Source organism: Arthrobacter sp. QXT-31, from assembly GCF_001969265.1.
Lineage (GTDB): Bacteria > Actinomycetota > Actinomycetes > Actinomycetales > Micrococcaceae > Arthrobacter.
Map to the genome: position 1 here is coordinate 4148796 of NZ_CP019304.1, position 23119 is coordinate 4171914.

The window sequence follows — 23119 nt, forward strand, 5'->3', positions numbered from 1 at the left end:
GAAACGCAGCACCAAAGACACACATCTACAAAAAATCCACTCAAGAGGAGTTACGCAAGTGACTGAAATGTTTTACGACGACGACGCAGACCTGTCGATCATCCAGGGTCGCAAGGTTGCCATTGTCGGCTACGGATCCCAGGGCCACGCCCACGCACTGAACCTGCGCGACTCCGGCGTCGAGGTTGTTATCGCCCTCCAGGAAGGCTCCAAGTCCACCGCCAAGGCTGAGGACGCAGGCTTCCAGGTCAAGAACGTTGCCGACGCCGCCGAATGGGCCGACGTCATCATGATCCTGGCACCGGACCAGCACCAGCGCTCGATCTTCAACGACTCCATCAAGGACAAGCTGACCCCGGGCAAGGCCCTCGCCTTCGCGCACGGCTTCAACATCCGCTTCGGCTACATTGAGGCACCGGAAGGCGTTGACGTCATCCTGGTCGCCCCGAAGGCTCCGGGCCACACGGTCCGCCGCGAATTCGAAGCCGGCCGCGGCATCCCGGACATCATCGCCGTGGAGCAGGACGCCTCCGGTTCCGCCTGGGAACTGGCCAAGTCCTACGCCAAGGCCATCGGCGGCACCCGCGCCGGTGTCATTAAGACCACCTTCACCGAAGAGACCGAAACCGACCTCTTCGGCGAGCAGGCTGTCCTCTGCGGCGGCGTGTCCCAGCTGATCCAGTACGGCTTCGAGACCCTGACCGAGGCCGGCTACCAGCCGCAGATCGCCTACTTCGAGGTGCTGCACGAGCTCAAGCTCATCGTTGACCTCATGTGGGAAGGCGGCATCGCCAAGCAGCGCTGGAGCGTCTCCGACACCGCCGAGTACGGCGACTACGTCTCCGGCCCGCGCGTCATCACCCCCGAGGTGAAGGAAAACATGAAGGCCGTCCTCGCAGACGTCCAGTCCGGTGCCTTCGCCAAGCGCTTCATCGAAGACCAGGACAACGGCGCCGTCGAGTTCAAGGAACTGCGCGCCAAGGCTGAGCAGCACCCGATCGAGGGCGTTGGCCGCGAACTGCGCTCCCTGTTCTCCTGGCAGCAGCAGGACCAGGACTACGTCGAAGGCTCTGCAGCCCGCTAAGGCTGCCCCCTTTCAGCGTGACAGTGAGGCCGGGTTCACACTTAACAATGTGAGCCCGGCCTTTCCGTACGCCTAGACTTTATTTACCCCCAGGACTTCAACGCAGAGGATCAGCTGTGTCAAAACCCGTAGTACTGCTTGCCGAAGAACTTTCGCCCGCCACCATCGAGGCGCTGGGCCCGGACTTTGAAATCCGCCAGACCGACGGCGCCGATCGTTCCCAGCTGCTTTCTGCCATCGGGGACGTTGACGCCATCCTGGTCCGCTCCGCCACCAAGGTGGACGCCGAGGCCATTGCCGCCGCGAAGAACCTGAAGGTCATCGCCCGTGCCGGCGTCGGGCTGGACAACGTGGACATCAAAGCCGCCACCCAGGCCGGCGTCATGGTGGTCAACGCCCCGACGTCGAACATCGTGTCCGCCGCGGAACTGACTGTGGGCCACATCCTGAGCCTGGCCCGCCACATCCCGCAGGCCAGCGCCGCCCTGAAGGACGGCGAATGGAAGCGCTCCAAGTACACGGGCATCGAACTGTTCGAGAAGAAGATCGGCATTATCGGCCTGGGCCGCATCGGCGCCCTGGTCGCCGCCCGCCTGCAGGGCTTCGCCACCGAGATCCTCGCGTACGACCCCTACATCACCTCCGCCCGCGCCGCGCAGCTCGGCGTGAAGCTCGTCACGCTCGACGAACTGCTGGCGCAGTCTGACTTCATCACCATCCACATGCCCAAGACGCCGGAGACGGTTGGCATGCTCGGCGCCGACGCCTTCAGGAAGATGAAGGACACGGCTTACGTCGTTAACGTTGCCCGCGGCGGCCTCGTGGACGAGGAAGCCCTGTACACCGCGCTGCAGGACCGCCAGATTGCCGGCGCCGCCGTGGACGTCTTCGTCCAGGAGCCCAGCACCGATTTGCCGTTCTTCAAGCTGGACAACGTCGTGGTCACCCCGCACCTGGGTGCGTCCACCGACGAGGCACAGGAAAAGGCCGGCGTCTCCGTCGCGAAGTCCGTCCGCCTCGCCCTCGCCGGGGAACTCGTTCCGGATGCCGTGAACGTCGCCGGCGGCGTGATCGCCCCCGACGTCCGCCCGGGCATCCCGCTGATCGAGAAGCTGGGCCGCATCTTCACGGCGCTGACCCACGCCTCCGTGACCCAGATCGACGTCGAGGTTGCCGGCGAGATCGCCGCGCTTGACGTCAAGGTCCTGGAACTGGCCGCTCTCAAGGGGATCTTCGCCGACGTCGTCACCGAGCAGGTGTCCTACGTCAACGCCCCGGTGATCGCTGAGCAGCGCGGCATCAACGTCCGGCTCATCACCACCCCTGAAGCCGAGGACTACCGCAACGTCCTGACCCTGCGCGGCGCCCTGAGCGACGGAGCCCAGATCTCCGTTTCCGGTACCCTGACCGGACCCAAGCAGGTCCAGAAGCTCGTCGGCGTGAACGGCTACGACGTCGAGATTCCAGTCAGCGAGCACCTCGTTGTGGTCTCCTACGCGGACCGTCCGGGCGTCATCGGCACGATCGGCCACATCCTGGGCATGAACAACATCAACATCGGCGGCATGCAGGTGGCACGGAACGCGGAGGGCGGCCAGGTCCTGGCGCTGCTCACCATCGACAGCTCCGTCCCGCAGCAGGTGCTGGACGCCATCAAGGCCGGCATCGGTGCCGAGATGGTGCGCGAAGTGGACCTCGAGGACTAGTCCCCGAAGAACTGGTCCGCAGGGACCAGGGTCCTAACGCGGGGTAAACTCCACGTCCCCTGGAGTTCACCCCGGCCAAGTATGATTGGCCGGTCTGCGTACAATGGCTAGGTTCGAATTCAAGGATCCAGCCGGCAGGCCGGCCAATACTTTTTGCACGCCCTCAAGGGACACCTCCACTTTCTGCGGTCATAGTGGCGTGCGCACGCAATCCAGGTTTCAGGGAGCCCAATGAACGCCGTCCAGAGGTTCATCAGAAGCAAAGTGCTGCTGCTGACCGCTGCCATTCTGATCTTCGCCATGTGCCTCTCCGTCCTCGTCCAGACCCAGTCGCAGGCTGCGCTGAACCGGACCGTGGACCAGAACTCGCGCGGGCTCTACGACATCCTGGTCCAGGCCAAGGCCGGCTCGGACGGCACGCTCATGCAGCCCGAGATTGCCACGGGCCAGGGCGGCATCAGCTTCGACCAGCTGCAGAAGATCCGGGCCCTCTCCGGCACCTCCGTTGCTGCCCCCATCAGCCTGGTCTCGCGCGTGACGCAGAACCTCGAGACCCCCCGACTGGAGGCCATGGACTACCTGGGCTTCAACGCGGGCCTCGTCGGCACGGCGACCGCCGGCCAGCCCGGGGGCACCGACCCCAGCAAATGGCCGGAAGCCCAGTCCGTGCTCAGCGACACCCCGAAGAAGTACCGCCTGACGGCCAGCGCCACGAGCTCCGACGGTTCCTCCGAACACACCCTGTTCAAGTCCACCGCCGAGGGCACGCTCGGCAAGGGCAAGCTCGTGGAGCAGCAGGTGGAGGGCGGCAACAGCGTCCAGATCGCCGGCCCCGAAGGCGAAACGGGCATCAAGTTCCCGGCGCCGGCCGGAGGCTCCGAGCACAACCTCTTCAACCTCACCGTTGCGCTGCCCATGGCGCCGGAGGTCACGGAATCCGTGGTCGCCGTCGACCCCGTTTCCGAACGCGCCCTGCTGGGCGGCGCCGGTGACTTCCTGGCCCCGCTGGAAAAGGCGCCGCCGGCCGATGCCCGCAGCGCCGAGGCGGTGGGCCAGCACCTGGAGAGCCTCTTCACCACCGGCATTGGCATGAAGGAACTCGAGGAGGGACCGGACTTCCTCGGCGTCAAGCTCAAGTACTGGGCCCCCATCATGACCCAGTACCAGCAGGCCAAGCGCAACGGCCAGCTCACCGAGGACTCCCAGGCCATCCCGCTAATCGTCCGTTCCGGCACCTCTGTTGACCTGAAGTACTCGGTGAAAATCGAGGAAATCGACGACTCCGGAAACGTGGTCAAGGAAGTCGGCACGGCAGAGCGCTCCCTGGACAAGGACTACCTGCCCTTCGTCTCCAAGTCGCCCTTCGCGCTGTCCTGGCCCGGGTCCACCGACTATTCCGAGCTGCTCGGCAACTCGGCAGCCTTTAGCCGCGGCCTTTACAGCCCCGCCACCTGGAGCACCAACTTCGCCGCCGCTCCCAAGTACAAGGACGGATCGACTGCCGGCAACGGCGCAGAGGACAAGACCGCCACCCCGGGTGAGTGGGTCACCGTGAACCGCCTGCCCGAGAAGAGCGTCACCGGGGAAGCCGTGGACCAGACCCAGCGCAACCCCGTGGACGAGCGCTCCTACCGGGAGAACCTCGAAACGGGCAAGAAGCTGGCCACGCCGCTCGCCATGGTCTACGGCACCTTCGATCCGGCCGCTGTCCAGGCTGCGGCCGGCGATGTCAACCGGCTCCCGCTCGGCGGTTACGACCCCGCGCCCATGACCCTGACTAAGGACGCACAGGGCAAGGATGTTGACGACACCACGCTCAAGCCTTCCCTGAGCGCCACCGGGCTCGTCAGCCAGTCGGCTGGCGCGATCACGGACTACTACGGCCTTGCTGCTGCCCGCGGCTACGAGAAGAATGCCTCTGTCATCGACGCTGTGCGCGTCCGTGCCAGCGCCGCCGGCAGCTGGAAGCAGGTCCAGCCTGAGGTGGACAAGCTCGCCGCGGAAATCCGGGACATGGGACTGGAAGCCACCGTTGTGGCCGGTTCTGCCCGTGAAGACGCCAACATCTTCGTTCCCGGCTACTCCAGGGACGACGCCGGCAAGGAGTCCGCGCTCGGAACAGTCCAGCAGTCGTGGGTCAGGCAGAACGCGGCCGATGCCGTGGCCGGCTCCCTGACGGCGACCAACCTGACGCTGCTGTTCATCACCCTGTGCGGCGCCGCGCTGCTGACCGGTGCCTCGACCGTCAGCTACGTGCGGCTGCGCCGCAGCGAAGCCGGCACCCTCCGGGCCATGGGCTGGACCCAGCGCCGCATCCGGTCCTGGGTACTGGAGGAGTTCGCCGTCGGCGCCGGGCTGCTGGCCGTGGCCGGCATCGTGCTCAGCCTCCTGAGCTGGAACATCGCCACCGCCATCGTCTCGGCGTCCGTGCTGGCCCTTTACCTGGGCGCGGCCTTCTTCGCCGCCCAGCAGCTGCGCCACCGCGAAGTGGTCAGCCAGGAGCCGCAGCACGACGAAAAGCTCATTGCCGTCGACTCGCCGCTGACCTTCGCGAACCGCCAGCTCAGCACCCACCGGTTCAACGCCATCTCGCTGGCTGTCGCCGTCGGCGTGTTCGCCTCGGCCGTCGGCGGGCTGATCGCCCTGCTGATCGACATTCCGCGCGCCGCTGGCGCCAGTGCCCTCAGCGGCCTGGCCGCCGCCAGCGTTGCCCTGCCCAGCATCATCCTTGGATTGTCCGGCGTGGCAGTGGGGCTCCTGCTCACACTGGTGACCGGGCGCTTTGAGCTGAAGGCCAAGCGGCGGTACCTCGGAACGCTGCAGGCGATGGGCTGGAACCCCGACATGCTGGGCCAGGTCCGCTTCTTCGAAAACGCCCTGGTGGGAGCGGTCGCCGTGCCGCTGGGTATTCTCGGTGCCCTGGGCATCGGCCTTGTTCTTGCCCCCTACGCCGCGTTGTGGGCCGCCGTGGCCGGGCTCGTGGCTGTTCTCTGCTGGATTCCGATTGCAACGAAAGTGGTCAAATGAGTAACGACCTGAACCTTCGCCGCGTGCGCGGGAACAATGAGGCTGAAACCCCGGTCCAGACGCGGGCCAACACCATTGTCAAGGAAGCGGACCACGCCACCCCGCTGGAGCTGAGCAACATCACCATCCGCTACGGCGGGGGCAAGACCGGGTCTGAAGCCGTCAGCGTCGTCGAAGGTTTTGACCTGACCCTCAACGCGGGGGAGATGCACTGCGTGGCCGGCCGAAGCGGCTCGGGCAAGACCAGTATCCTGACCGTCGGCGCAGGCCTGACCCTGCCAACGTCGGGCCGGGTGCTGTGGGAGGGCGATTCCCTCGAAACCATGTCCGACGACGAGATCGCCGACCGCCGCCGGGCCCTGATCGGCTACGTCGACCAGGGCGGCGCCCTGATTGACGGCATGAGCGCGCTCGAAAACGTGCTCCTCCCGGCGGTTCCGGACGGCGAGGTGGAGCAGCGGCGCGAGATGGCCAAGGACCTGCTGGACCTCGTGGGCCTGGGACGCCGCATGCGGCACCGCCCCGAGCAGCTCTCCGGCGGTGAGCGCCAGCGCGTCGCCATCGCCCGCGCCCTGATCCTGGGGACCCGCGTCCTGGTGGTGGATGAGCCGACGGCGAGCCTGGACCGGGCCTCCGCCAACCGCATTATCAGCATCCTGAAGGACACCACGTCCGACGGCATCGCAGTCCTCGTGGCGTCACATGACCACGAACTGGTCCGGCTGAGCGATACGCTGACCGAACTGATCTAGATCCATTCCTCCGCACTAAAGGTAATGTTCTGCCCGTGACTTCCTCAGACAAGAGCCCCTTCTACATCACTACGGCCATCACCTACCCGAACGGCGTGCCGCACATCGGCCACGCCTACGAGTACATCGCCACGGATGCAATGGCCCGGTTCAAGCGGCTCGACGGCTACGACGTGAAGTTCCTGACCGGCACCGACGAACACGGTCTGAAGATTGCGCAGACGGCCGAGAAGGAAGGCATCTCGCCCAAGGAACTGGTGGACCGGAACGCCGAAATATACAAGGCCGCCCACGCCGCCCTCGGCATCACCTACGACCGGTTCATCCGCACCACGGACGCTGACCACTACACCGCCTCCCAGGCCATCTGGAAGAAGATGGAAGCCAACGGGGACATCTACCTGTCCAAGTACGAGGGCTGGTACTCCGTGCGGGACGAGGCCTACTACGGTGAAGACGACACCGTGGTCAAGGAGGACGGGGCACGGTATACCAAGGAGACCGACACCCCGGTCACCTGGACCGCCGAGGAAAGCTATTTCTTCCGGCTGTCCGCCTACCAGGACAAGCTGCTGGCCCTGTACGAGGCACAGCCGGAGTTCGGCGCGCCGCAGTCCCGGTTCAACGAGGTCATCAGCTTTGTCCGGCGCGGCCTCGAGGACCTTTCCATCAGCCGCACCACGTTCGACTGGGGCGTGCCCGTTCCCGGCGACGAAAAGCACGTCATGTATGTGTGGGTCGACGCACTGACCAACTACCTCACGGGCGCGGGTTACCCGGACGTCGAATCGGAGCAGTTCAAGAGGTACTGGCCGGCCGACGTCCACGTCATCGGCAAGGACATCTCGCGCTTCCATGCCATCTACTGGCCGGCCTTCCTCATGAGCGCCGGGCTCGAACTGCCCAAGCGCATCATGATCCACGGCTTCCTGCACAACAACGGGGTCAAAATGTCCAAGTCCCTGGGCAACGTCGTTGCCCCGGAAGACTTCGTGGCGCAGTACGGCCTGGACCAGGTCCGCTTCTTCTTCCTGCGCGAGGTCCCGTTCGGCGCCGACGGCAGCTACAACCATGAAGCGATCGTCGGCCGGATGAACTCCGACCTGGCGAACAACTTCGGAAACCTGGCGCAGCGCTCACTGTCCATGGTGGCCAAGAACTGCGAAGGCCGCGTACCTGTTCCCGGCGCGTTTACCGACGCTGACACAGCTATCCTGGGCCAGGCCAATGCCCTCCTGGAGCAGGCACGCGCCGCGTTCGAAAAGCAGGAGTTCAGCCGCGCCCTCGAGGCGATCTGGACGGTGCTGGGCGACACCAACGCGTACTTCGCCGAGCAGGCACCGTGGGTGCTGCGGAAGACCGACGTCGAACGCATGCAGACGGTGCTGTACGTGACCCTGGAAGTGCTCCGCATCGTGTCGATCCTCGCCCAGCCCGTCATGCCCACGGCCACTGCCGCCCTTCTTGGGTACCTCGGCCAGCCGGAGGGGGAAGCCCGGGAGTTCTCGGCCATTGGGACGCCGATCACCGCGGGCACCGACCTGCCCGCCCCCGCGCCGGTGTTCCCGAAGTACGAGGAGCCCGCGGAAGCCTGACCGTGATTTTCCCGGCGGCGTGCCGCTGCCGGCTGATCCCCCGTGCCATGGTTCCACCCATGGCACGGGGGATTTTTTTGATGCCATCCCCACGCCGCCTATCCAAGTAGTTCTAGGTACAACCGGGCTACGGGGCCGATACCACCAAGTAGAAGGCCTCAGAATAAGGCGTAGTGACTACTCGGGACTGCCGCAGGACCGAACCCTACCCTGAGATTGCAAGCAGACTGCCGGCATTTTCGGAAGTATTCATCGCTCTCTCTTCCACCGTTTGGTGTCTTCAGCCAGTGGTTCGTTGAGACGGAATGCCGCGAACGATCCCGTCAGTTTGGTCCAGCGGTATGGAGGTACACGAAATGAGACGAACTATCGCGGCGGTGGGGCTTGTGGGTCTGGGACTCGTGGGCACCACAATTCCGGCTATTGCTACGCCGGACAACGGGCAGGTCACGGTCTGCCACCACACGGGCTCTGAATCGAACCCGGCCTTTGAGATCGATGTCAATGAGCGGGCTGCCGAGAACGGGAACGGCGGCAACGGCGGAAACGGGAACGGAAACGGGAACGGAAACGGGAACGGCGGCTACGGGAACGGTAACGCCGGGAACGGCGGCAACGGGAACGGCGGCAACGGGAACGGCGGAAATGGCAACGGCAACGGCGTCGGCCATCAGGGGGAATGCTACCCAGACAACGAAACGCCGCCGAATGAGGAGCCGCCCGCCGAAGAGCCGCCGGCCGAAGAGCCGCCGGCCGAACAGCCCCCGGCAGAGGAGCAGCCTCCTGCTGTCGCTCCTCCGGCGGTAGCACCCCCGGCGGCCGTGGTACCCGCAGCACCAGTGGTGAAGCCCGTTGCAAAGCCAGCCGTGGCGGCCCCTGCAGCGGCGGCGCCGGTTGCAGCGGCGCCCGTTGCAGCTCCGGCGGCGATCAACGAGGGATATAACGTGCAAACGGCCGCAGGCGGGGGAACAGAAAGCGGGATTCCAGCTTGGCTGGCCACTTTGACGGCCCTCTTTGCGGGCCTGTCCGGCGTTATCCTCGCGCGGGGCGGTGCCCGGGCCAGGAACCTTGGCAGCTGACTGGTAGCGGTTTGAGGGTGCCACGTTGCTGGGCGTGGCGCCTTCCTATCCGATTCCCGGCAGAGGAGGGGCCATGGGCAGGCATCGCCGGAGCAGCGAGACCGAACGCGGGGGCAGCCGACGGCTGCTGCTCAGCTATGTGGACCTCCTTGTGCTGTCGTTCTGCTGTCTTGGGATCCTGACCGCCTGGCTCATCTATGGCGCCGGGGGTATCAGCCCATCATCCGCTTCCGCCGTGGACGCACCGGTGGTCCGCTACACACCTGTCGGGGCCCCAACGGAGATTCCGAAGGCAGGCGCGCCGGCAGGGACCACCAAGGCGCCCGTTCCCGCAAAATCCGCCGTTGCTGCAAAACCCGCGGCACCGAAGCCATCACCGGCTCCAAAGGCCATAACAGCTGCGCCTCCGCAGCGGATCATTTATCCTGCTGCCGGCATGGATGTGGTGGTGCACCCGCTGAAACCCGGCAGTGGAGATATGGACAGCCGGTCCATAGTGCCCCCGGAGACCATGGACGGCTACTGGCTCACACCGTACGGCCAGCCCGGCGTCGGCTCCGTCAACACGACCTACGTCATCGGGCACAGCTGGGAGGGCCAGGACGCCCCCTTTAACCACCTCAGCGCAGCGGCAGTCCCGGGGGATGTATTCACCGTTGTAACCGCCAAAGCCAAACTTTCCTACAGAGTGGACTCAGTCACGACCTATACGAAGTCCACCTTGAAGGACAGTCCGATTTGGTCAGTTGTTCCGAACCGCCTCGTGCTGATCAGCTGCTACACGCAGGACCTCTGGGGCAAGAACGTGGCGGTGGTCGCGTCACCGCTGCGGGCCAAATGAAGCGCCCAACATTCCTGTTGTCTGAATAATGAGACGCTTTGACCAGAATGTGGATGGTTTGGCTACGCTGAAAGTATGAGCGCATCTACCATCAATCTTGCTGTCATTCCGGGCGACGGCATTGGCCCGGAGGTCACCGCCGAAGCCCTGAAGGTTCTCGAAAAGGTCGTGGCCGCCGAGGGGGTCACCCTGGAGCAGACCCACTACGAGCTCGGTGCCCGGCACTGGCTCGAGACCGGCGAGACCCTTCCGGATGCTGTCCTGGAGGACCTGAAGACGCGCGACGCCATCCTTTTCGGTGCCATCGGCGCGGCGCCCGGGGATACCCGCATTCCGTCCGGGCTCATTGAACGCGAGCTGCTTCTCAAGCTGCGCTTCAGCCTGGACCACTACGTCAATCTGCGTCCGTCCCGGCTTTACGGCACGGTGGGCAGCCCGCTGGCCGAGCCCGGCAACATCGATTTCATCGTCGTCCGTGAAGGCACCGAAGGACCCTACGTGGGCAACGGCGGTACCCTCCGCGGCGGCACGCCGCACGAAGTGGCCACCGAGGTTTCCCTTAACACCGCCCACGGCGTGGAGCGTGTTGTCCGCGATGCATTCCGCCGGGCCAACGAGCGCCCGCGCAAGAAGCTGACCCTGGTCCACAAGCACAACGTGCTGGTGTTTGCCGGCCACCTGTGGAAGCGCACTGTCGAGGCTGTGGCCAAGGAATTCCCCGAGGTCACCCACGACTACCTGCACATCGATGCCGCGACGATCTTCATGGTTACTGATCCGGCCCGCTTTGATGTCATTGTCACCGACAACCTGTTCGGCGACATCATCACGGACCTTGCTGCCGCCGTCACCGGAGGCATCGGCCTGGCAGCCTCGGGCAACATCAACATGGACCGCACCGCCCCGTCCATGTTCGAGCCCGTCCACGGCTCCGCACCGGATATTGCCGGCCAGCAGAAGGCCGACCCCACCGCCGCGATCCTGTCCGCAGCCCTCCTGCTGGACCACCTGGGCTACTCCGACGCTGCCCGGCGGATCGAGTCCGCGGTGGTGGCCGACGTCGAAAGCCGCAACGGTGAAGTGCGCAGCACAAGCGCCATTGGTGATGCCATTGCGGCGGCCGTTTAGCCTCCGCCAGCAGGCGTAAGCTTGACCTGAATTACCAATCGCTGCCGTGGTCCGACGCTGAACCACCTTCAGATGCCAGGCAGCCGACCGTGGAGGAACCATGACTCAGACTGCCCATGGCGTCGAATTCACCCAGCAGCTCTCGGCCACCCCGAAGTCTGCTGAAGAGCGTGCAGCCATCCTGGCGAACCCAGGCTTTGGCGACCACTTCACCGACCACACTGCGATTGTTGACTACACGGTCGACGCCAGCGGCCAGGGCGGATGGCATGATGCGCGGATCGAGGCCTACGGGCCCATCATGCTGGATCCCTCCGCAGCGGTGCTGCACTACGGCCAGGAGATCTTCGAGGGACTGAAGGCGTACCGCCACGCTGACGGTTCCATCTGGAGCTTCCGGCCCGAGGCCAACGCCGCCCGGATGAACAAGTCCGCCCGCCGCCTGGCGCTTCCGGAGATTCCTGCCGAATACTTCCTGGGAGCCATCCGCGAACTTGTCGCGGCGGACAAGGAATGGGTTCCGTCCGGCGACGGCGAGGCCCTGTACCTGCGCCCGTTCATGATCGCCACGGAGGCGTTCCTGGGAGTTCGCGCAGCCCGTGAGGTGTCCTTCCGCGTCATTGCCTCGCCGGCCGGGAACTACTTCGGCGGGGAGCTGAAGCCGATCTCGATCTGGATCTCCCGCGAGTACGCCCGCGCGGGCCGGGGCGGCACGGGTGCCGCCAAGTGCGGCGGCAACTACGCGGCCTCCCTCATCGCGCAGCAGGAAGCGGAAGCGAACGGCTGCAAGCAGGTGCTGTTCCTGGACCAGTTCAACGACAACGCTGTTGAGGAACTGGGCGGAATGAACGTCTTCTTCGTCCTCAAGGACGGCTCGCTGGTGACGCCCGCGCTGAGCGGCACCATCCTCGAGGGTGTGACCCGCTCCTCGATCATCCAGGTTGCCAAGGACATGGGCCGTGAGGTCACGGAGCGGAAGATCACCCTGGACGAATGGCGCGACGGCGTTGCCTCCGGCGACATCGCCGAGGTGTTTGCCTGCGGTACCGCGGCCGTCATCACGCCCATCGGAGTCCTCAAGGACGCCACTGAATTCATCGGTTCGGAGGATGCGAAGGCAGGCGAGACCACCATGGCGATCCGCCAGCAGCTCCTCGGCATCCAGACCGGCACCGTCGCAGACACCCACGGCTGGCTGACCCGGCTCGCCTGAGGCTTTTAGCGAGCGGTTATAGAACGACGGCGGGTGGCCGGCTGGGCTGTTTTGGCAGCCCACCGGCCGCCCGCCGTCGTTCTTGTGCCATTTTGTCCGGCTGTATCCGGTGGTACCGGATGACAGAATGAAACCTGTGAATCAGGACATGTCCACTGCATTTACCCGCAGCAGCCCGCTGACCCGCTTCCGCCTCGCGCCCAATTCGGGCCCGATGAGCCTCGAGGGGACCAACTCCTACGTCGTCGGGGAACCTGGCCATGGGGCCGTGGTGATGGTTGATCCTGGTCCCCTGGACGAAACCCATCTCCAGGCGCTCGCGGCAGCCGGGCCGGTGGAGCTCATCCTGGTCACGCACCGGCACGCGGACCACACCGCCGGTTCGGCCCGCCTTGCAGAAATCACCGGCGCGCCCGTCCGTGCCGCCGCCCGCGAGCACTGCCATGGGGGAAGCACGCTGCAGGCGGGGGAGACCATCGCCGCCGGCGGAACCGAGATCCGGGTGGTTTCCACACCCGGGCACACCTCGGACTCCGTCTGCTTCCACCTTCCCCTCGACGGACCTGCCGGTTCCGTGCTGACCGGTGACACGATCCTGGGCCGGGGAACCACCGTCCTGGATCACCCGGACGGCACGCTGGCCGACTACCTCGCCTCACTCGACCGGCTGGAGCAGCTGGGGCCCGCCACGGTCCTGCCTGCCCACGGCCCTGTCCTGCCCGCCCTCGACGCAGTGGTCCGCGCCTACCGGGACCATCGGCTGGACCGGCTGGCGCAGATCCGTACTGCTCTCGCCGGCCTCGGCCCTGACGCCGGAGTGGGCGAGGTCACCAGCGTTGTCTACGCCGACGTCGACCCTTCCGTGCGGCGCGCCGCAGAGAATTCCGTGGCGGCGCAGCTGCAGTACCTTCGCTTCCTGAGTGGGCGAGGCTGAGACTGTAGGCTTGGGGCCATGCGTATTGCCCGGTTTGTAGTCGATTCTGATCCCCTTTACGGCGTTGTTGAAGGCCAGCCCGGCAGTGAGGAAATCACTGTCATCAACGGCGACCCGTTCTTCAACGGCGTGGAACGCACTTCGGTGCGGCACAAGCTGGAGGATGTCCGCCTGCTGGCGCCCATTATTCCGCGCAGCAAGGTCATCGGCGTGGGCCGGAACTTTGTGGAGCACGCCCACGAGCTCGGCAATGAGGTGCCCCAGCAGCCGCTGCTGTTCCTGAAGCCCAACACGTCCGTGGTTGGCCCGAACGATCCTGTTGTCCTCCCCGAGTTCTCCGAGGAGGTCTCCTTCGAGGCGGAGTTATGCGTCGTCATCGGCCGCATCTGCAAGGACGTGCCGGAAGACCGAGTGGACGACGTCATCTTCGGGTACACCTGCGGCAACGACCTCACCGCCCGCGACGTGCAGAAAACCGACCTCCAGTGGGCCCGCGCCAAGGGCTTCGACACGTCCGCGCCCCTGGGACCATGGATCGAAACCGACCTCGATCCGGAGGACCTGTCCATCAAGGGCCGGCTCAACGGTGAACTTCGCCAGGACGGCAGCACCACCCAGATGATCCGCGGCGTCCGCGAACTGGTCTCCATCGTCTCCAGCGCGTTCACGCTGCTGCCCGGCGACGTCATCATGACCGGCACGCCGGCGGGCGTCGGCCTCGTCCAGGCCGGCGACCGGTACGAAGTGGAGATCGAGGGCATCGGCCGTTTGTCGAACCCCGTGGTCCGCCGCTAGCCGTACCCACCCGGGGACGGCGCAGGGGTAGCCGGTTGGTAAAGTTGGTATCACTATGACTACCCCCTCCGCCGCTCCTGCTGCCATCCCTGCCGTCACCGCCGAAACGCCCGTTCGCGTCCGCTTCTGCCCGTCTCCCACGGGCACCCCGCACGTCGGGCTGATCCGCACGGCGCTGTTCAACTGGGCCTATGCCCGCCACACAGGCGGCAAGATGATTTTCCGCATCGAGGACACCGACTCGGCGCGCGACAGCGAGGAAAGCTACCACCAGCTGCTGGACGCCCTGAAGTGGCTCGGCATCGACTGGGACGAGGGCGTCGAGGTGGGCGGGCCGCACGAACCGTACCGCCAGTCGCAGCGGAGCGAGCTGTACCAGGATGTCATCGCCAAGCTCAGGGCAGGCGGCCACATCTACGAGTCCTACTCGACCCCTGACGAGATCGAAGCGCGCCACCGGGCCGCCGGCCGGGACCCCAAGCTGGGCTATGACGGGTTTGACCGTGACCTCAGCGAGGAACAGGTCGCTGCCTTCAAGGCCGAGGGCCGGGAAGCGGTACTGCGGCTGAGGATGCCGGACGAGGACATCACGTTCACCGACCTGGTCCGGGGCGAGATCACGTTCAAGGCCGGCTCTGTGCCGGACTTCGCCGTGGTGCGGGCTAACGGCGCACCGCTGTACACCCTGGTCAACCCGGTGGACGATGCCCTCATGGGCATCACCCACGTCCTTCGCGGCGAGGACCTGCTGAGCTCCACGCCGCGCCAGATCGCCCTGTACCGGGCGCTGTATGCGGTGGGTGTGGCAGAGTACATGCCGGAGTTCGGCCACCTGCCTTACGTCATGGGCCAGGGCAACAAGAAGCTGTCCAAGCGCGACCCGGAATCGAGCCTGTTCCTGCACCGGGAACGCGGCTTCATCCCCGAGGGCCTGCTGAACTACCTGTCTCTGCTGGGCTGGTCCCTGAGCGCCGACGAGGACATCTTCACGGTGGACCAGATGGTGAAGAACTTCGACATCCACGACGTCCTGGCCAACCCGGCCCGCTTCGACCTCAAGAAGGCCGAAGCGATCAACGGAACGCACGTCCGGCTGCTGGACCCCGCGGTCTTCCGCGAAAGGCTGGTCCCGTACCTCCGCCACGAGGGCCTGGTGGGGGAGATTCTCACCGACCGCCAGGAGGAGATCCTGACCGAAGCCGCACCGCTCGTCCAGGAACGGATCACCCTGCTCGGCGAAGCTCCGGAGATGCTGGCTTTCCTCTTCAAGTCTGACGACCAGATCGACGTCGCCGCTGACGCCCGCAAGGGCCTGCCGGAGAACGTCACCGAGGTCCTCGAGGCGGCGCTGGCAGCCCTCGAACCGATCAGCGACTGGAACGCAGAGAACATCCAGTCCGCCCTGAAGCAGGCGTTGGTGGAGGACTTGGGTATCAAGCCGCGGCTTGCGTTCGGTCCAGTGCGCACTGCGATCTCCGGCCGCCGGATCTCCCCGCCGCTCTTTGAGTCCATGGTCATCCTGGGCAAGGACTCGTCTCTGGCGCGCCTGCGCGCTTTCCGCGGCTGATGTCACACCCTGCAGCCGAAACCGCTGTCCTTTCACCTGGCCTCGGGGCAGTCAGCGGTGTCCTGTTCGACATCGACGACACGCTGGTGGACCTTGCCTACGCCATGACCACGGCGCTGCGGGACGCCAGCGAACACCTCCTGCCCGGCCTCGACCAGGCCGGGTGGGACCGGGTGGGGCGGATCTTCACGCACGAGACGACCCACTACTACGACCGCTACCTTGCCGGCGAGTTGACGTTCAATGAGCAGCGGCTGCTCCGGGGCCGTGCGGCCCTGGGGCACTTCGGCGTCGAGATGGGCGAGGGGGAGGAAGCGCATAACTGGCTCAGCACCTATGCACGGTTGCAGCCCAGCTATGTTCGGGCCTTTGAGGACGTCGTGCCGCTTCTCGACGCCCTGGACCAGGCGGGCATTCCCTACGGGGCTGTGAGCAACAATGTGCACGACTACCAGCGGGCAAAGCTGGACAGTGCCGGACTGGAACGGATCCGGTTCCTCGTGGGCACGGACACGGTGGGTGTTCCCAAGCCGGACCCGGCCATCTACCTCGAGGGTGTCCGGCTGATCGGCAGCACTCCTGCCACCACTCTGTATATCGGGGACAACCGGCTTCTGGACGCTGAGGGCTCGACGGCGGCAGGACTGTCGGGCATCTGGCTGAACCGCGGCGGGGAACAGGCCCCTGGTTTCCAGGGGCAGGAAGTCGCCTCCCTGCTGGAACTCCTGGCGCTGCCTGCCGGCTCCAGCTAGCCGGTTGGGTCCGTTGCCTGCTCCCGCTTGAGGCGTTCAGAAAGTGTGGCGCAGGTAACGGCCTGCCGATTTGTGCGGCGCAAAAGTCTCGGGTAGAGTAATTACTCGTGCTGAGGGGCACGGAGCGAAAGATAAAGACTTTCCACCGGCCCGAAAGTGCCAATGGGATATGGTGTAATTGGCAACACTACGGTTTCTGGTACCGTCATTCTAGGTTCGAGTCCTGGTATCCCAGCTCTGGATTTCTCCGGATTTTCCGAAGAATTTCAGGTGTTGCGAATCGAAAATCATCGATTTGGAACAAAGCCAAATGTGTGAAACACTAACTTGGCTTGATCAGCGGAAACGCTGATCGGAAAGTACGCGGCCCCATCGTATAGCGGCCTAGTACGCCGCCCTCTCACGGCGGTAACGCGGGTTCGAATCCCGCTGGGGTCACAAGCAACCGGCTCCGGGCAACAGCCCGGGGCCGGTTTTGTGTTGCCTGAATTTGTATGGTCTGTTCTGTGGTTCTGCTCTGTACTGTGGCTCCACTCTGTTCGGTGGCTCCACTCTGTCCTGTGGTTCCGCTCTGTTCGGTGGTCCTGAACCCCAAAACACATCTGAACTGGCATGATGAGGCTGTGACCTCCAACCGGATCCCGCCAGCCAGCGGCCAGGACATGGAAACGCAGCCTGCCGGCGTGCGCCTCCTCGAGGAGGTCCGCCGCAACCTGGCAGATGTCACGCTGCCGCTGGCGCTGCCGACGGCCGACCAGGCACGGCTGGAGATCCGGAACTCCGTGGCCCAGCTCGATGACTACATCCTGCCCCGCTACCGCAGCCTGGACGCCCCGCTGCTGGCCGTCGTCGGCGGTTCAACGGGCGCCGGCAAATCAACTCTCGTGAACGCGCTCGTGGGCCATCCCGTAACGCGTGCCGGGGCCATCCGGCCCACCACCCGGCAGCCCATCCTGCTGCACCATCCCTCGGAAGCCGCCTGGTTCGAGGACCAGCGGGTACTGCCCGGCCTCAGCCGGATCCGCGGAACCGTAGTCCCGGCCGCTGTCCCGGCCCTCCCAAACCGCCAGCCGGCCGGGCAGGCCGGGCCGCCGTCGGACTCTGCTCCCGTCTCGTCGCTGGTCCTGGTAGGCGAACCAGCCGTGCCCGAAGGCATTGCACTGCTGGATGCGCCCGACGTCGACTCCATCTCCGACGAGAACCGCAGGCTCGCCGGGCAGTTGCTGGCGGCCGCCGACCTCTGGATCTTCGTGACCACCGCCAACCGGTACGCCGACGCCGTCCCATGGAAGCTGCTGCTGAACGCGGCATCGCGGGACATCATGGTGGCGGTGGTCCTCGACCGTGTGCCGCCGGCCGCTGAAGCGGAAGTGCGCGAGGACCTGCGCAGCATGCTGGCGCGGGAGGGCTTGGGCGCCGCGCGCCTCTTCGTCATTCCGGAAGTCGTGCTCGGCAGCGCCGGCATGCTTCCGGCGGAAACCGTGCAGCCGCTGAAAGCCTGGCTGCGCGGCCTTGCCGAAGATGCGGCGGCCCGCGCCGACATCGCAAGGCGGACGCTGCATGGTGCTGTACGAGAGCTGGGCCAGCGTGTGGCGCACATCGCCGAAGCCGCCGGGGAACAGGGCCGCGCCGCCACCCTGCTGGGTGATGACGTGCGGGCCGCCTACCAGGATGCGGGCACACGGATCATCGACGCCACCAAAGACGGTGCCCTCCTCCGTGGCGAGGTCCTGGCCCGCTGGCAGGACTTCGTGGGAACGGGCGAGTTCTTCCGCAGCCTGGAGCAGAACGTGGGGCGGTTCCGCGACCGCCTGGGCGCATTCTTCCGCGGCGAGCCTGCGCCGGCAGTGAAAGTGGAAACCGCCATTGAAACAGGCCTCCAGGCGGTCATCCTGGATGAGGCTGCCAAGGCAGCGGAGGACGCAGACCAGCGTTGGCGCTCGGATCCGGCGGGCCGGCAGCTCCTGGGCACGGACGACCTCTCCGGAACGGGTCCCGGCTTTGGGGACCGCGTGGCGGCGGAAATACGCGACTGGCAGGCTGGGCTGATGGAACTGATCAGGACCGAAGGCCAGGACAAGCGGACCCAGGCGCGGTGGCTGTCCTTTGGCATCAACGGCCTCGGTGCAGCCCTGATGATTGTGGTTTTTTCCATGACGGCCGGGCTGACCGGCCTGGAGATCGGCGTCGCCGGGGGCACCGCGGTGGTGGGGCAGAAACTGCTGGAAGCCGTCTTCGGCGAGGACGCCGTACGCCGGCTCGCCCACACCGCCCGCGACGACCTGAGCAGCAGGTGCCGAAACCTGCTGGCGGCGGAGCAGGAGCGGTTCCTGGAGAGGCTGGACGCGGACGCCGGGAAGGCCGCCGTCGAGCTCGCCGAGCATGCACGGGCGCTGACGCGGTTGGCGGACGCCACGTGAACCGCCGGGGGAGGATGAAGGAAGAGACACGGCTGCAGGGCCGCCTCGAAGCGCTGGGCGAGGCGCGTGAACTGGCCGAAGGCGTGCTGCCCGACGCCGCGCTGGAGGACGTTCTCGGGGTGCTGGAACGTGCCCGGTCACGGCGTGCGCTCTCAGCAGAGCACACGGTGGTGGGCTTCTTTGGAGCGACCGGAAGCGGAAAGTCCACGCTGTTCAACGCCGTAAACGGCGCTGAAATTGCGACGGCGGCGGCGCGCCGGCCGACCACGTCCGAACCTTTGGCGAGTGTGTGGGGTGCCGACGGCAGCGAGCCGCTGCTTGACTGGCTGGACGTGAAGGCGCGCCACCATGCAGTCCCCGTGGACGGGTTCGCCGACGAGGACACCGGGCTGATTCTGCTGGACTTGCCCGACTTTGATTCCACGCGGACTGCGAACCGGGATATCGTGCAGCGGCTGGTGGGAATGGTGGATGTCCTGGTCTGGGTGCTGGATCCGCAAAAGTACGCCGATGCCGCCGTCCACAACGGATTTCTGGCGCCGCTGGCGTCGCACGGTGCCGTCACGCTGGTGGTGCTCAACCAGGTGGACAGGCTGCCGGATGCCGACGTCAAGCCCGTGCTGGAGTCGCTGAAGGGGATCCTCGCCCGCGACGGGCTGGGCAAGGTACAGGTCCTGGCCGCCTCCGCGCTGACCGGATCGGGAGTGGACAATGTCCGGGCTGCCATCCGCCGTGTGGTGTCGCAGCGGGAAGCACTGTCCCTTCGGCTGTCCGCGGATGTGACCAAGGCTGCGGCCCAGCTGCAGGAAGCCTCCGGCCGCGGGGATGCTGCAGGCGTTCAGCGCGGGACCGCGGCGCGGCTCGCTGATGAGCTGGCCAAGGCGGCCAACGTGCCGCTGGTGGCCGATGCCGTGTCCTCGTCGTACCGGATCGAGTCGACCCGGCGCACAGGCTGGCCGGTGACCCGCTGGCTGGTGCGCTTCAGACCCGATCCGCTGCGCCGGCTCAACCTGCGCCGTGACGCCAGCGCCGAGGTGAACCGGACGTCCCTGCCGCCCGCGGGCGCTCCGGAACGCGCGCGGACCGACGCTGCCGTTCGCAACTTTGCCGACGCCGCCAGTGACGGTGCACCCGGTCCCTGGCGCGCCTCCATCCGCACGGCCGCCCGGATGGGGAGGGACCGGCTGCCGGATGCTCTTGACCAGGCCATCGCCGGGGCAGATCTTGGAGCGGGGCGGAAGTCCTGGTGGTGGGGTGCCTTCAACATCATCCAATGGCTGGCGCTGCTCGCGGCCGTGGCTGGCCTGGGCTGGCTGGGCGTGCTTGCGGGCCTCGGTTACCTGCAGCTGCCCGTTCCCGAGGTGCCGCGTGTGGAGGGCTGGCCCGTGCCCACCCTGATGGTTGCGGGCGGAGCCGCACTAGGGATCCTGCTCGCCGTGACGGCCAAGTTCATTACTGCCGGGGTGGCGAAGCGCCGCGGCGCCAGGGCCAGGAAGCGGCTCAATGCGGCGGTGGCAGACGTGGCGGACCGGCTGGTGGTGGAACCCGTGGAGGCGGAAGTTCGGCGATTGGAAGCGTTTAACGCCGCGCTGCGGACGGCCGCGGGCTAGCTTTGCCGGCGCGTCAGCCGGCTGCTGTCTCCAGGGCCCTCGCGGCATCCCGGACCTTGATCATGGTGCGGAGGTTTCGGGTGGTGGTGGAAGCCTTGTACTTCGGCTTGGCCGTCAGTTTGCTGAAAGGGCTCTCAAGGGTACCGCCGGCGGGCGCCAGCCAGGCCACGGCTTCGGCGCCCAGCCGTTCCAGCTCCACGTTGTCCAGTGCTTGCCCTGTCGCGGACAACTCGTCCAGTGCAGCCGGGTCCGAGGCAAGGGTGAGATAGGTGTGGGTGGTTTTGTCGTCGGCTGGGTAGCGGCACGCGGCCACGAGTTCAGCCACGCGGTCCGAGGTCAGCACCACCACCCAGGCGTCATAGCCGAAGCCCTCCCGCAGCGTTGTCTCGAACTCCTTCTTGACGGTGGCAGGACCCAGGTCGCTGGCCAGCACAACATTGCCGCTTGCGAGCAGCGTTTTCACGCCACTGAACGGGCCGTCCTTGAGGGCCTCCTTAAGGTCCGCCATCTTGATGTTGATGCCGCCCACATTGATGCCGCGGAGGAACACTGCATAGCTGGTCATGCGCCCACACTACTGCGCGATAGTGCGTCACGGCCGAGCTTCCCTCTACGGTCTCGGACAATATGCCGGCGGGTGCTACGGCGCCGGGCCGTCGTCTTCGATGTGGTGAGCTTCGCGAAGCCCCGCTCCAACGCGTCTGGTTCCGGTCAGACTGGCCAGCCTGGTTCCGGGTAGCGGGGGTGCGGTGGATTGGTAGGTGTGGCCGGTCGGTGTGGTGATTTCGATGGTGTGTCTTGGTCCTGGTCTGGGTTGGGCTTTCCAGCCGGGGAGTTCTTTGGTGTGGTTGCAGGCTTCGCAGAGTCCGGTGCCGTTGGCGAGGCTGGTTGGGCCGTCGTTGTGCCAGGGGACGATGTGGTCTAGGTGTCGGATGGGTGCGTCGCAGTAGGGGGTGCGGCAGGTGTCGTCGCGGACCTGGATGAAGCGGCGCAGCGGTGGCGGGAAGAGCCGCCGTTTCGAGTCCATGGCGACCAGGTCGCCGGTGTCCGGGGCGGTGTAGAGCCGGCGCAGCCAGATCCTCAGGTCTTTCACGGCGCCGTTCCGGCGGATCACCGCGTCCTTCTTGCCTGTATTCGAGCCGGACGCGTTTGAGCTGCCAGTGTTTGGCTGGAGGGGCTGCTGCGCTACTTGTTCCTGGTTGAGGAGTTCCTGGGCCCAGGCTGCGGGGACGATGCCGTAGCCGGTGAGCCTTGCAGGTTCGCTGTCCCCCTGGAGGAGGGTGCGGTCGGTCATGACGAGGTTGACCTCGACGCCGGTAATGCCGCCGGGGGTGCCGGTGGTCCACTCGACGAGGGTGTCGGCCATGGCCTGGTTCCGGGAGCGTGGGTCCCCGGCGGAGCGGAGGGCGTCGGCCTGCCGGGTGAGTGCCGCATACACGGCCACGCCTTGGTGGGCGGGCAGCAGGGCTGTCAGGTACGTCATGCAGTCCGGGGCCGGGCGCAAACTCACGCTCCGCTCGGACGCGGCGTGGCTGGCCCGCTGGGTGACCGAGCGCGGGTCACGCCGGGTGGCGGCGGCCTTGACCGCGGCGATGACGCCGCGGGTCCCCACCCCGTCGAAGGTCCCGGTATCGGCGGCGAGTTCCTCATCGACCGCGGCCCGGTCCTCCACCGTCAGGACGGCCGTTTCCTTCACGACATACATGGCCTTTTCTTCATTCAGCAGGCCGGTATCCAATGCACCGAGGGTGTGCGGCATCTCAATGACCAGGGCCTTCGCCATGCCCAGCAGCCGGCCGCCACGGTGCGGGGACTCACCCCGGGCCAGCGCGATCTGCTCGGCCACACCCAGGGAGTGTTCCTTGGGCCGCTTCTTGCCCAGGTCCTCGGCCGAGAGGGTGCTGCTTGTGGCCAGCCCGGAAGCGGCCTGCGCCGGACCGTTCACGGTCGCGGGTCCGGCCTGTTCCTGCCGCTGTCTGGCTTCGAACTCGACGGCCAGCCGGGCCTGCTGCCCTGTGGCCCAGCGTTTGAATTTCTCCAGCACCGTGGTCTGGTCCATCAGCCCGGGACCATCGGTGCTGAGATCGGCCCGCAACAGCGTCTTTACCGTCCCGACCCGGTCGTCGACACCCAGCCCAGGTGTAGGAGCGGCGTCGGCACCGGAGGCCGCGCCACTGGCGGTGGGGGCGTCCGTGAACAGGTGGTCCCTGGAAAGGAGCTCGGGGAACGGGGCATCAAGGAGCTCGGGGAACGGGTCCTCCGGAAAAACCCCGTCCTCATACTCCCCGCCGGGGAAAGGGTCCTCCGGATACGCGGAGTCCGGATCAGCGCCGTAGGGAAATTCGTCGCCGGCGAAGCCCTCAAAGGGAAAAACCTCTTCGGAGAACCAGCCGTCGGGAACGGTGTCGCCAGGCAGCCCGCCGGCACGCGTGGCCGGTGCTGCTGCTGAGTTCCCGAGAACCTCCATGAACACAGTCTGCCTGGGGGGTACGACAAAATAAGGCGGATCGGGCACCAGATCTGAACAGAATCCAGAAACTTTTTTGGATGCGTCCCGCTACCAAAAACCGGGTAGCAGATCAAGGCGTTTCCGGCGGGGGGAAGGCCCTGAACTGC

At 66.1% G+C, this 23119-nt stretch carries 17 protein-coding genes and 2 tRNA genes; 17 read left to right on the forward strand and 2 right to left on the reverse strand.

The window, feature by feature from the left end; genetic code table 11:
* The first annotated feature begins 58 nt into the window (after positions 1-58).
* The 17 genes from ilvC to BWQ92_RS18940 all read left to right on the forward strand — a co-directional run bounded on the left by ilvC (position 59) and on the right by BWQ92_RS18940 (position 20503).
* Positions 59-1084 (forward strand): ketol-acid reductoisomerase, encoded by a 1026-nt coding sequence (ilvC, locus tag BWQ92_RS18860; RefSeq protein WP_076802149.1) that lies wholly within the window; start codon positions 59-61, stop codon positions 1082-1084.
* A 116-nt stretch (positions 1085-1200) separates the two neighbouring features.
* Positions 1201-2790, forward strand: a complete 1590-nt coding sequence (gene serA, locus BWQ92_RS18865) for a phosphoglycerate dehydrogenase (protein ID WP_076802152.1) — start codon at positions 1201-1203, stop codon at positions 2788-2790.
* A gap of 231 nt (positions 2791-3021) precedes the next feature.
* The gene (locus BWQ92_RS18870) at positions 3022-5817 is read left to right on the forward strand and encodes an ABC transporter permease (RefSeq protein WP_076802153.1); all 2796 of its coding nucleotides are present in this window, start codon (positions 3022-3024) and stop codon (positions 5815-5817) included.
* On the forward strand, positions 5814-6569 hold the full coding sequence (locus tag BWQ92_RS18875; protein WP_076802155.1) for an ABC transporter ATP-binding protein: 756 nt from the start codon (positions 5814-5816) through the stop codon (positions 6567-6569). Before BWQ92_RS18870 ends, BWQ92_RS18875 begins: the two co-directional genes overlap by 4 nt.
* Before the next feature lie 35 nt (positions 6570-6604).
* Positions 6605-8164: a methionine--tRNA ligase gene (gene metG / locus BWQ92_RS18880; protein ID WP_076802157.1), complete on the forward strand. Its 1560-nt coding sequence runs from the start codon at positions 6605-6607 to the stop codon at positions 8162-8164.
* A gap of 356 nt (positions 8165-8520) precedes the next feature.
* The gene (locus BWQ92_RS24025; protein ID WP_216639951.1) at positions 8521-9243 is read left to right on the forward strand and encodes a hypothetical protein; all 723 of its coding nucleotides are present in this window, start codon (positions 8521-8523) and stop codon (positions 9241-9243) included.
* A 73-nt stretch (positions 9244-9316) separates the two neighbouring features.
* Positions 9317-10084: a class F sortase gene (locus BWQ92_RS18890; protein WP_076802162.1), complete on the forward strand. Its 768-nt coding sequence runs from the start codon at positions 9317-9319 to the stop codon at positions 10082-10084.
* A 75-nt stretch (positions 10085-10159) separates the two neighbouring features.
* A complete protein-coding gene (locus BWQ92_RS18895) occupies positions 10160-11212 on the forward strand; it encodes a 3-isopropylmalate dehydrogenase (RefSeq protein WP_076802164.1) in 1053 nt (350 codons plus the stop codon).
* A 100-nt stretch (positions 11213-11312) separates the two neighbouring features.
* Positions 11313-12425, forward strand: coding sequence for a branched-chain amino acid aminotransferase (locus BWQ92_RS18900; RefSeq protein ID WP_076802167.1), 1113 nt, complete (start codon positions 11313-11315; stop codon positions 12423-12425).
* A 148-nt stretch (positions 12426-12573) separates the two neighbouring features.
* Positions 12574-13359: an MBL fold metallo-hydrolase gene (locus tag BWQ92_RS18905; protein ID WP_076803829.1), complete on the forward strand. Its 786-nt coding sequence runs from the start codon at positions 12574-12576 to the stop codon at positions 13357-13359.
* An 18-nt stretch (positions 13360-13377) separates the two neighbouring features.
* Positions 13378-14154, forward strand: a complete 777-nt coding sequence (locus BWQ92_RS18910) for a fumarylacetoacetate hydrolase family protein (protein WP_076802170.1) — start codon at positions 13378-13380, stop codon at positions 14152-14154.
* A gap of 55 nt (positions 14155-14209) precedes the next feature.
* Positions 14210-15721, forward strand: a complete 1512-nt coding sequence (gene gltX / locus BWQ92_RS18915) for a glutamate--tRNA ligase (RefSeq protein ID WP_076802173.1) — start codon at positions 14210-14212, stop codon at positions 15719-15721.
* On the forward strand, positions 15721-16473 hold the full coding sequence (locus BWQ92_RS18920; RefSeq protein ID WP_076802175.1) for an HAD family hydrolase: 753 nt from the start codon (positions 15721-15723) through the stop codon (positions 16471-16473). Before gltX ends, BWQ92_RS18920 begins: the two co-directional genes overlap by 1 nt.
* Before the next feature lie 163 nt (positions 16474-16636).
* Positions 16637-16708: transfer RNA gene (locus BWQ92_RS18925), tRNA-Gln, on the forward strand.
* Positions 16709-16838: 130 nt separating this feature from the next.
* A tRNA-Glu gene (locus tag BWQ92_RS18930) sits at positions 16839-16911 on the forward strand.
* Between the two features lie 224 nt (positions 16912-17135).
* On the forward strand, positions 17136-18893 hold the full coding sequence (locus tag BWQ92_RS18935) for a dynamin family protein (protein WP_076803830.1): 1758 nt from the start codon (positions 17136-17138) through the stop codon (positions 18891-18893).
* A 14-nt stretch (positions 18894-18907) separates the two neighbouring features.
* Positions 18908-20503 carry a GTPase gene (locus BWQ92_RS18940; protein WP_236783002.1) on the forward strand — a complete coding sequence of 532 codons (1596 nt, stop codon included), beginning with the start codon at positions 18908-18910 and terminating at the stop codon, positions 20501-20503.
* 13 nt (positions 20504-20516) lie between these two features.
* On the opposite strand, the gene BWQ92_RS18945 is transcribed toward BWQ92_RS18940, so the two are convergent.
* Together BWQ92_RS18945 and BWQ92_RS18950 are read right to left on the reverse strand one after the other, a co-directional pair.
* Positions 20517-21068, reverse strand: a complete 552-nt coding sequence (locus BWQ92_RS18945; protein WP_076802181.1) for a DUF1697 domain-containing protein — start codon at positions 21066-21068, stop codon at positions 20517-20519.
* Positions 21069-21143: 75 nt separating this feature from the next.
* The gene (locus BWQ92_RS18950; protein ID WP_083706478.1) at positions 21144-22970 is read right to left on the reverse strand and encodes an HNH endonuclease; all 1827 of its coding nucleotides are present in this window, start codon (positions 22968-22970) and stop codon (positions 21144-21146) included.
* Positions 22971-23119 lie beyond the last annotated feature (149 nt).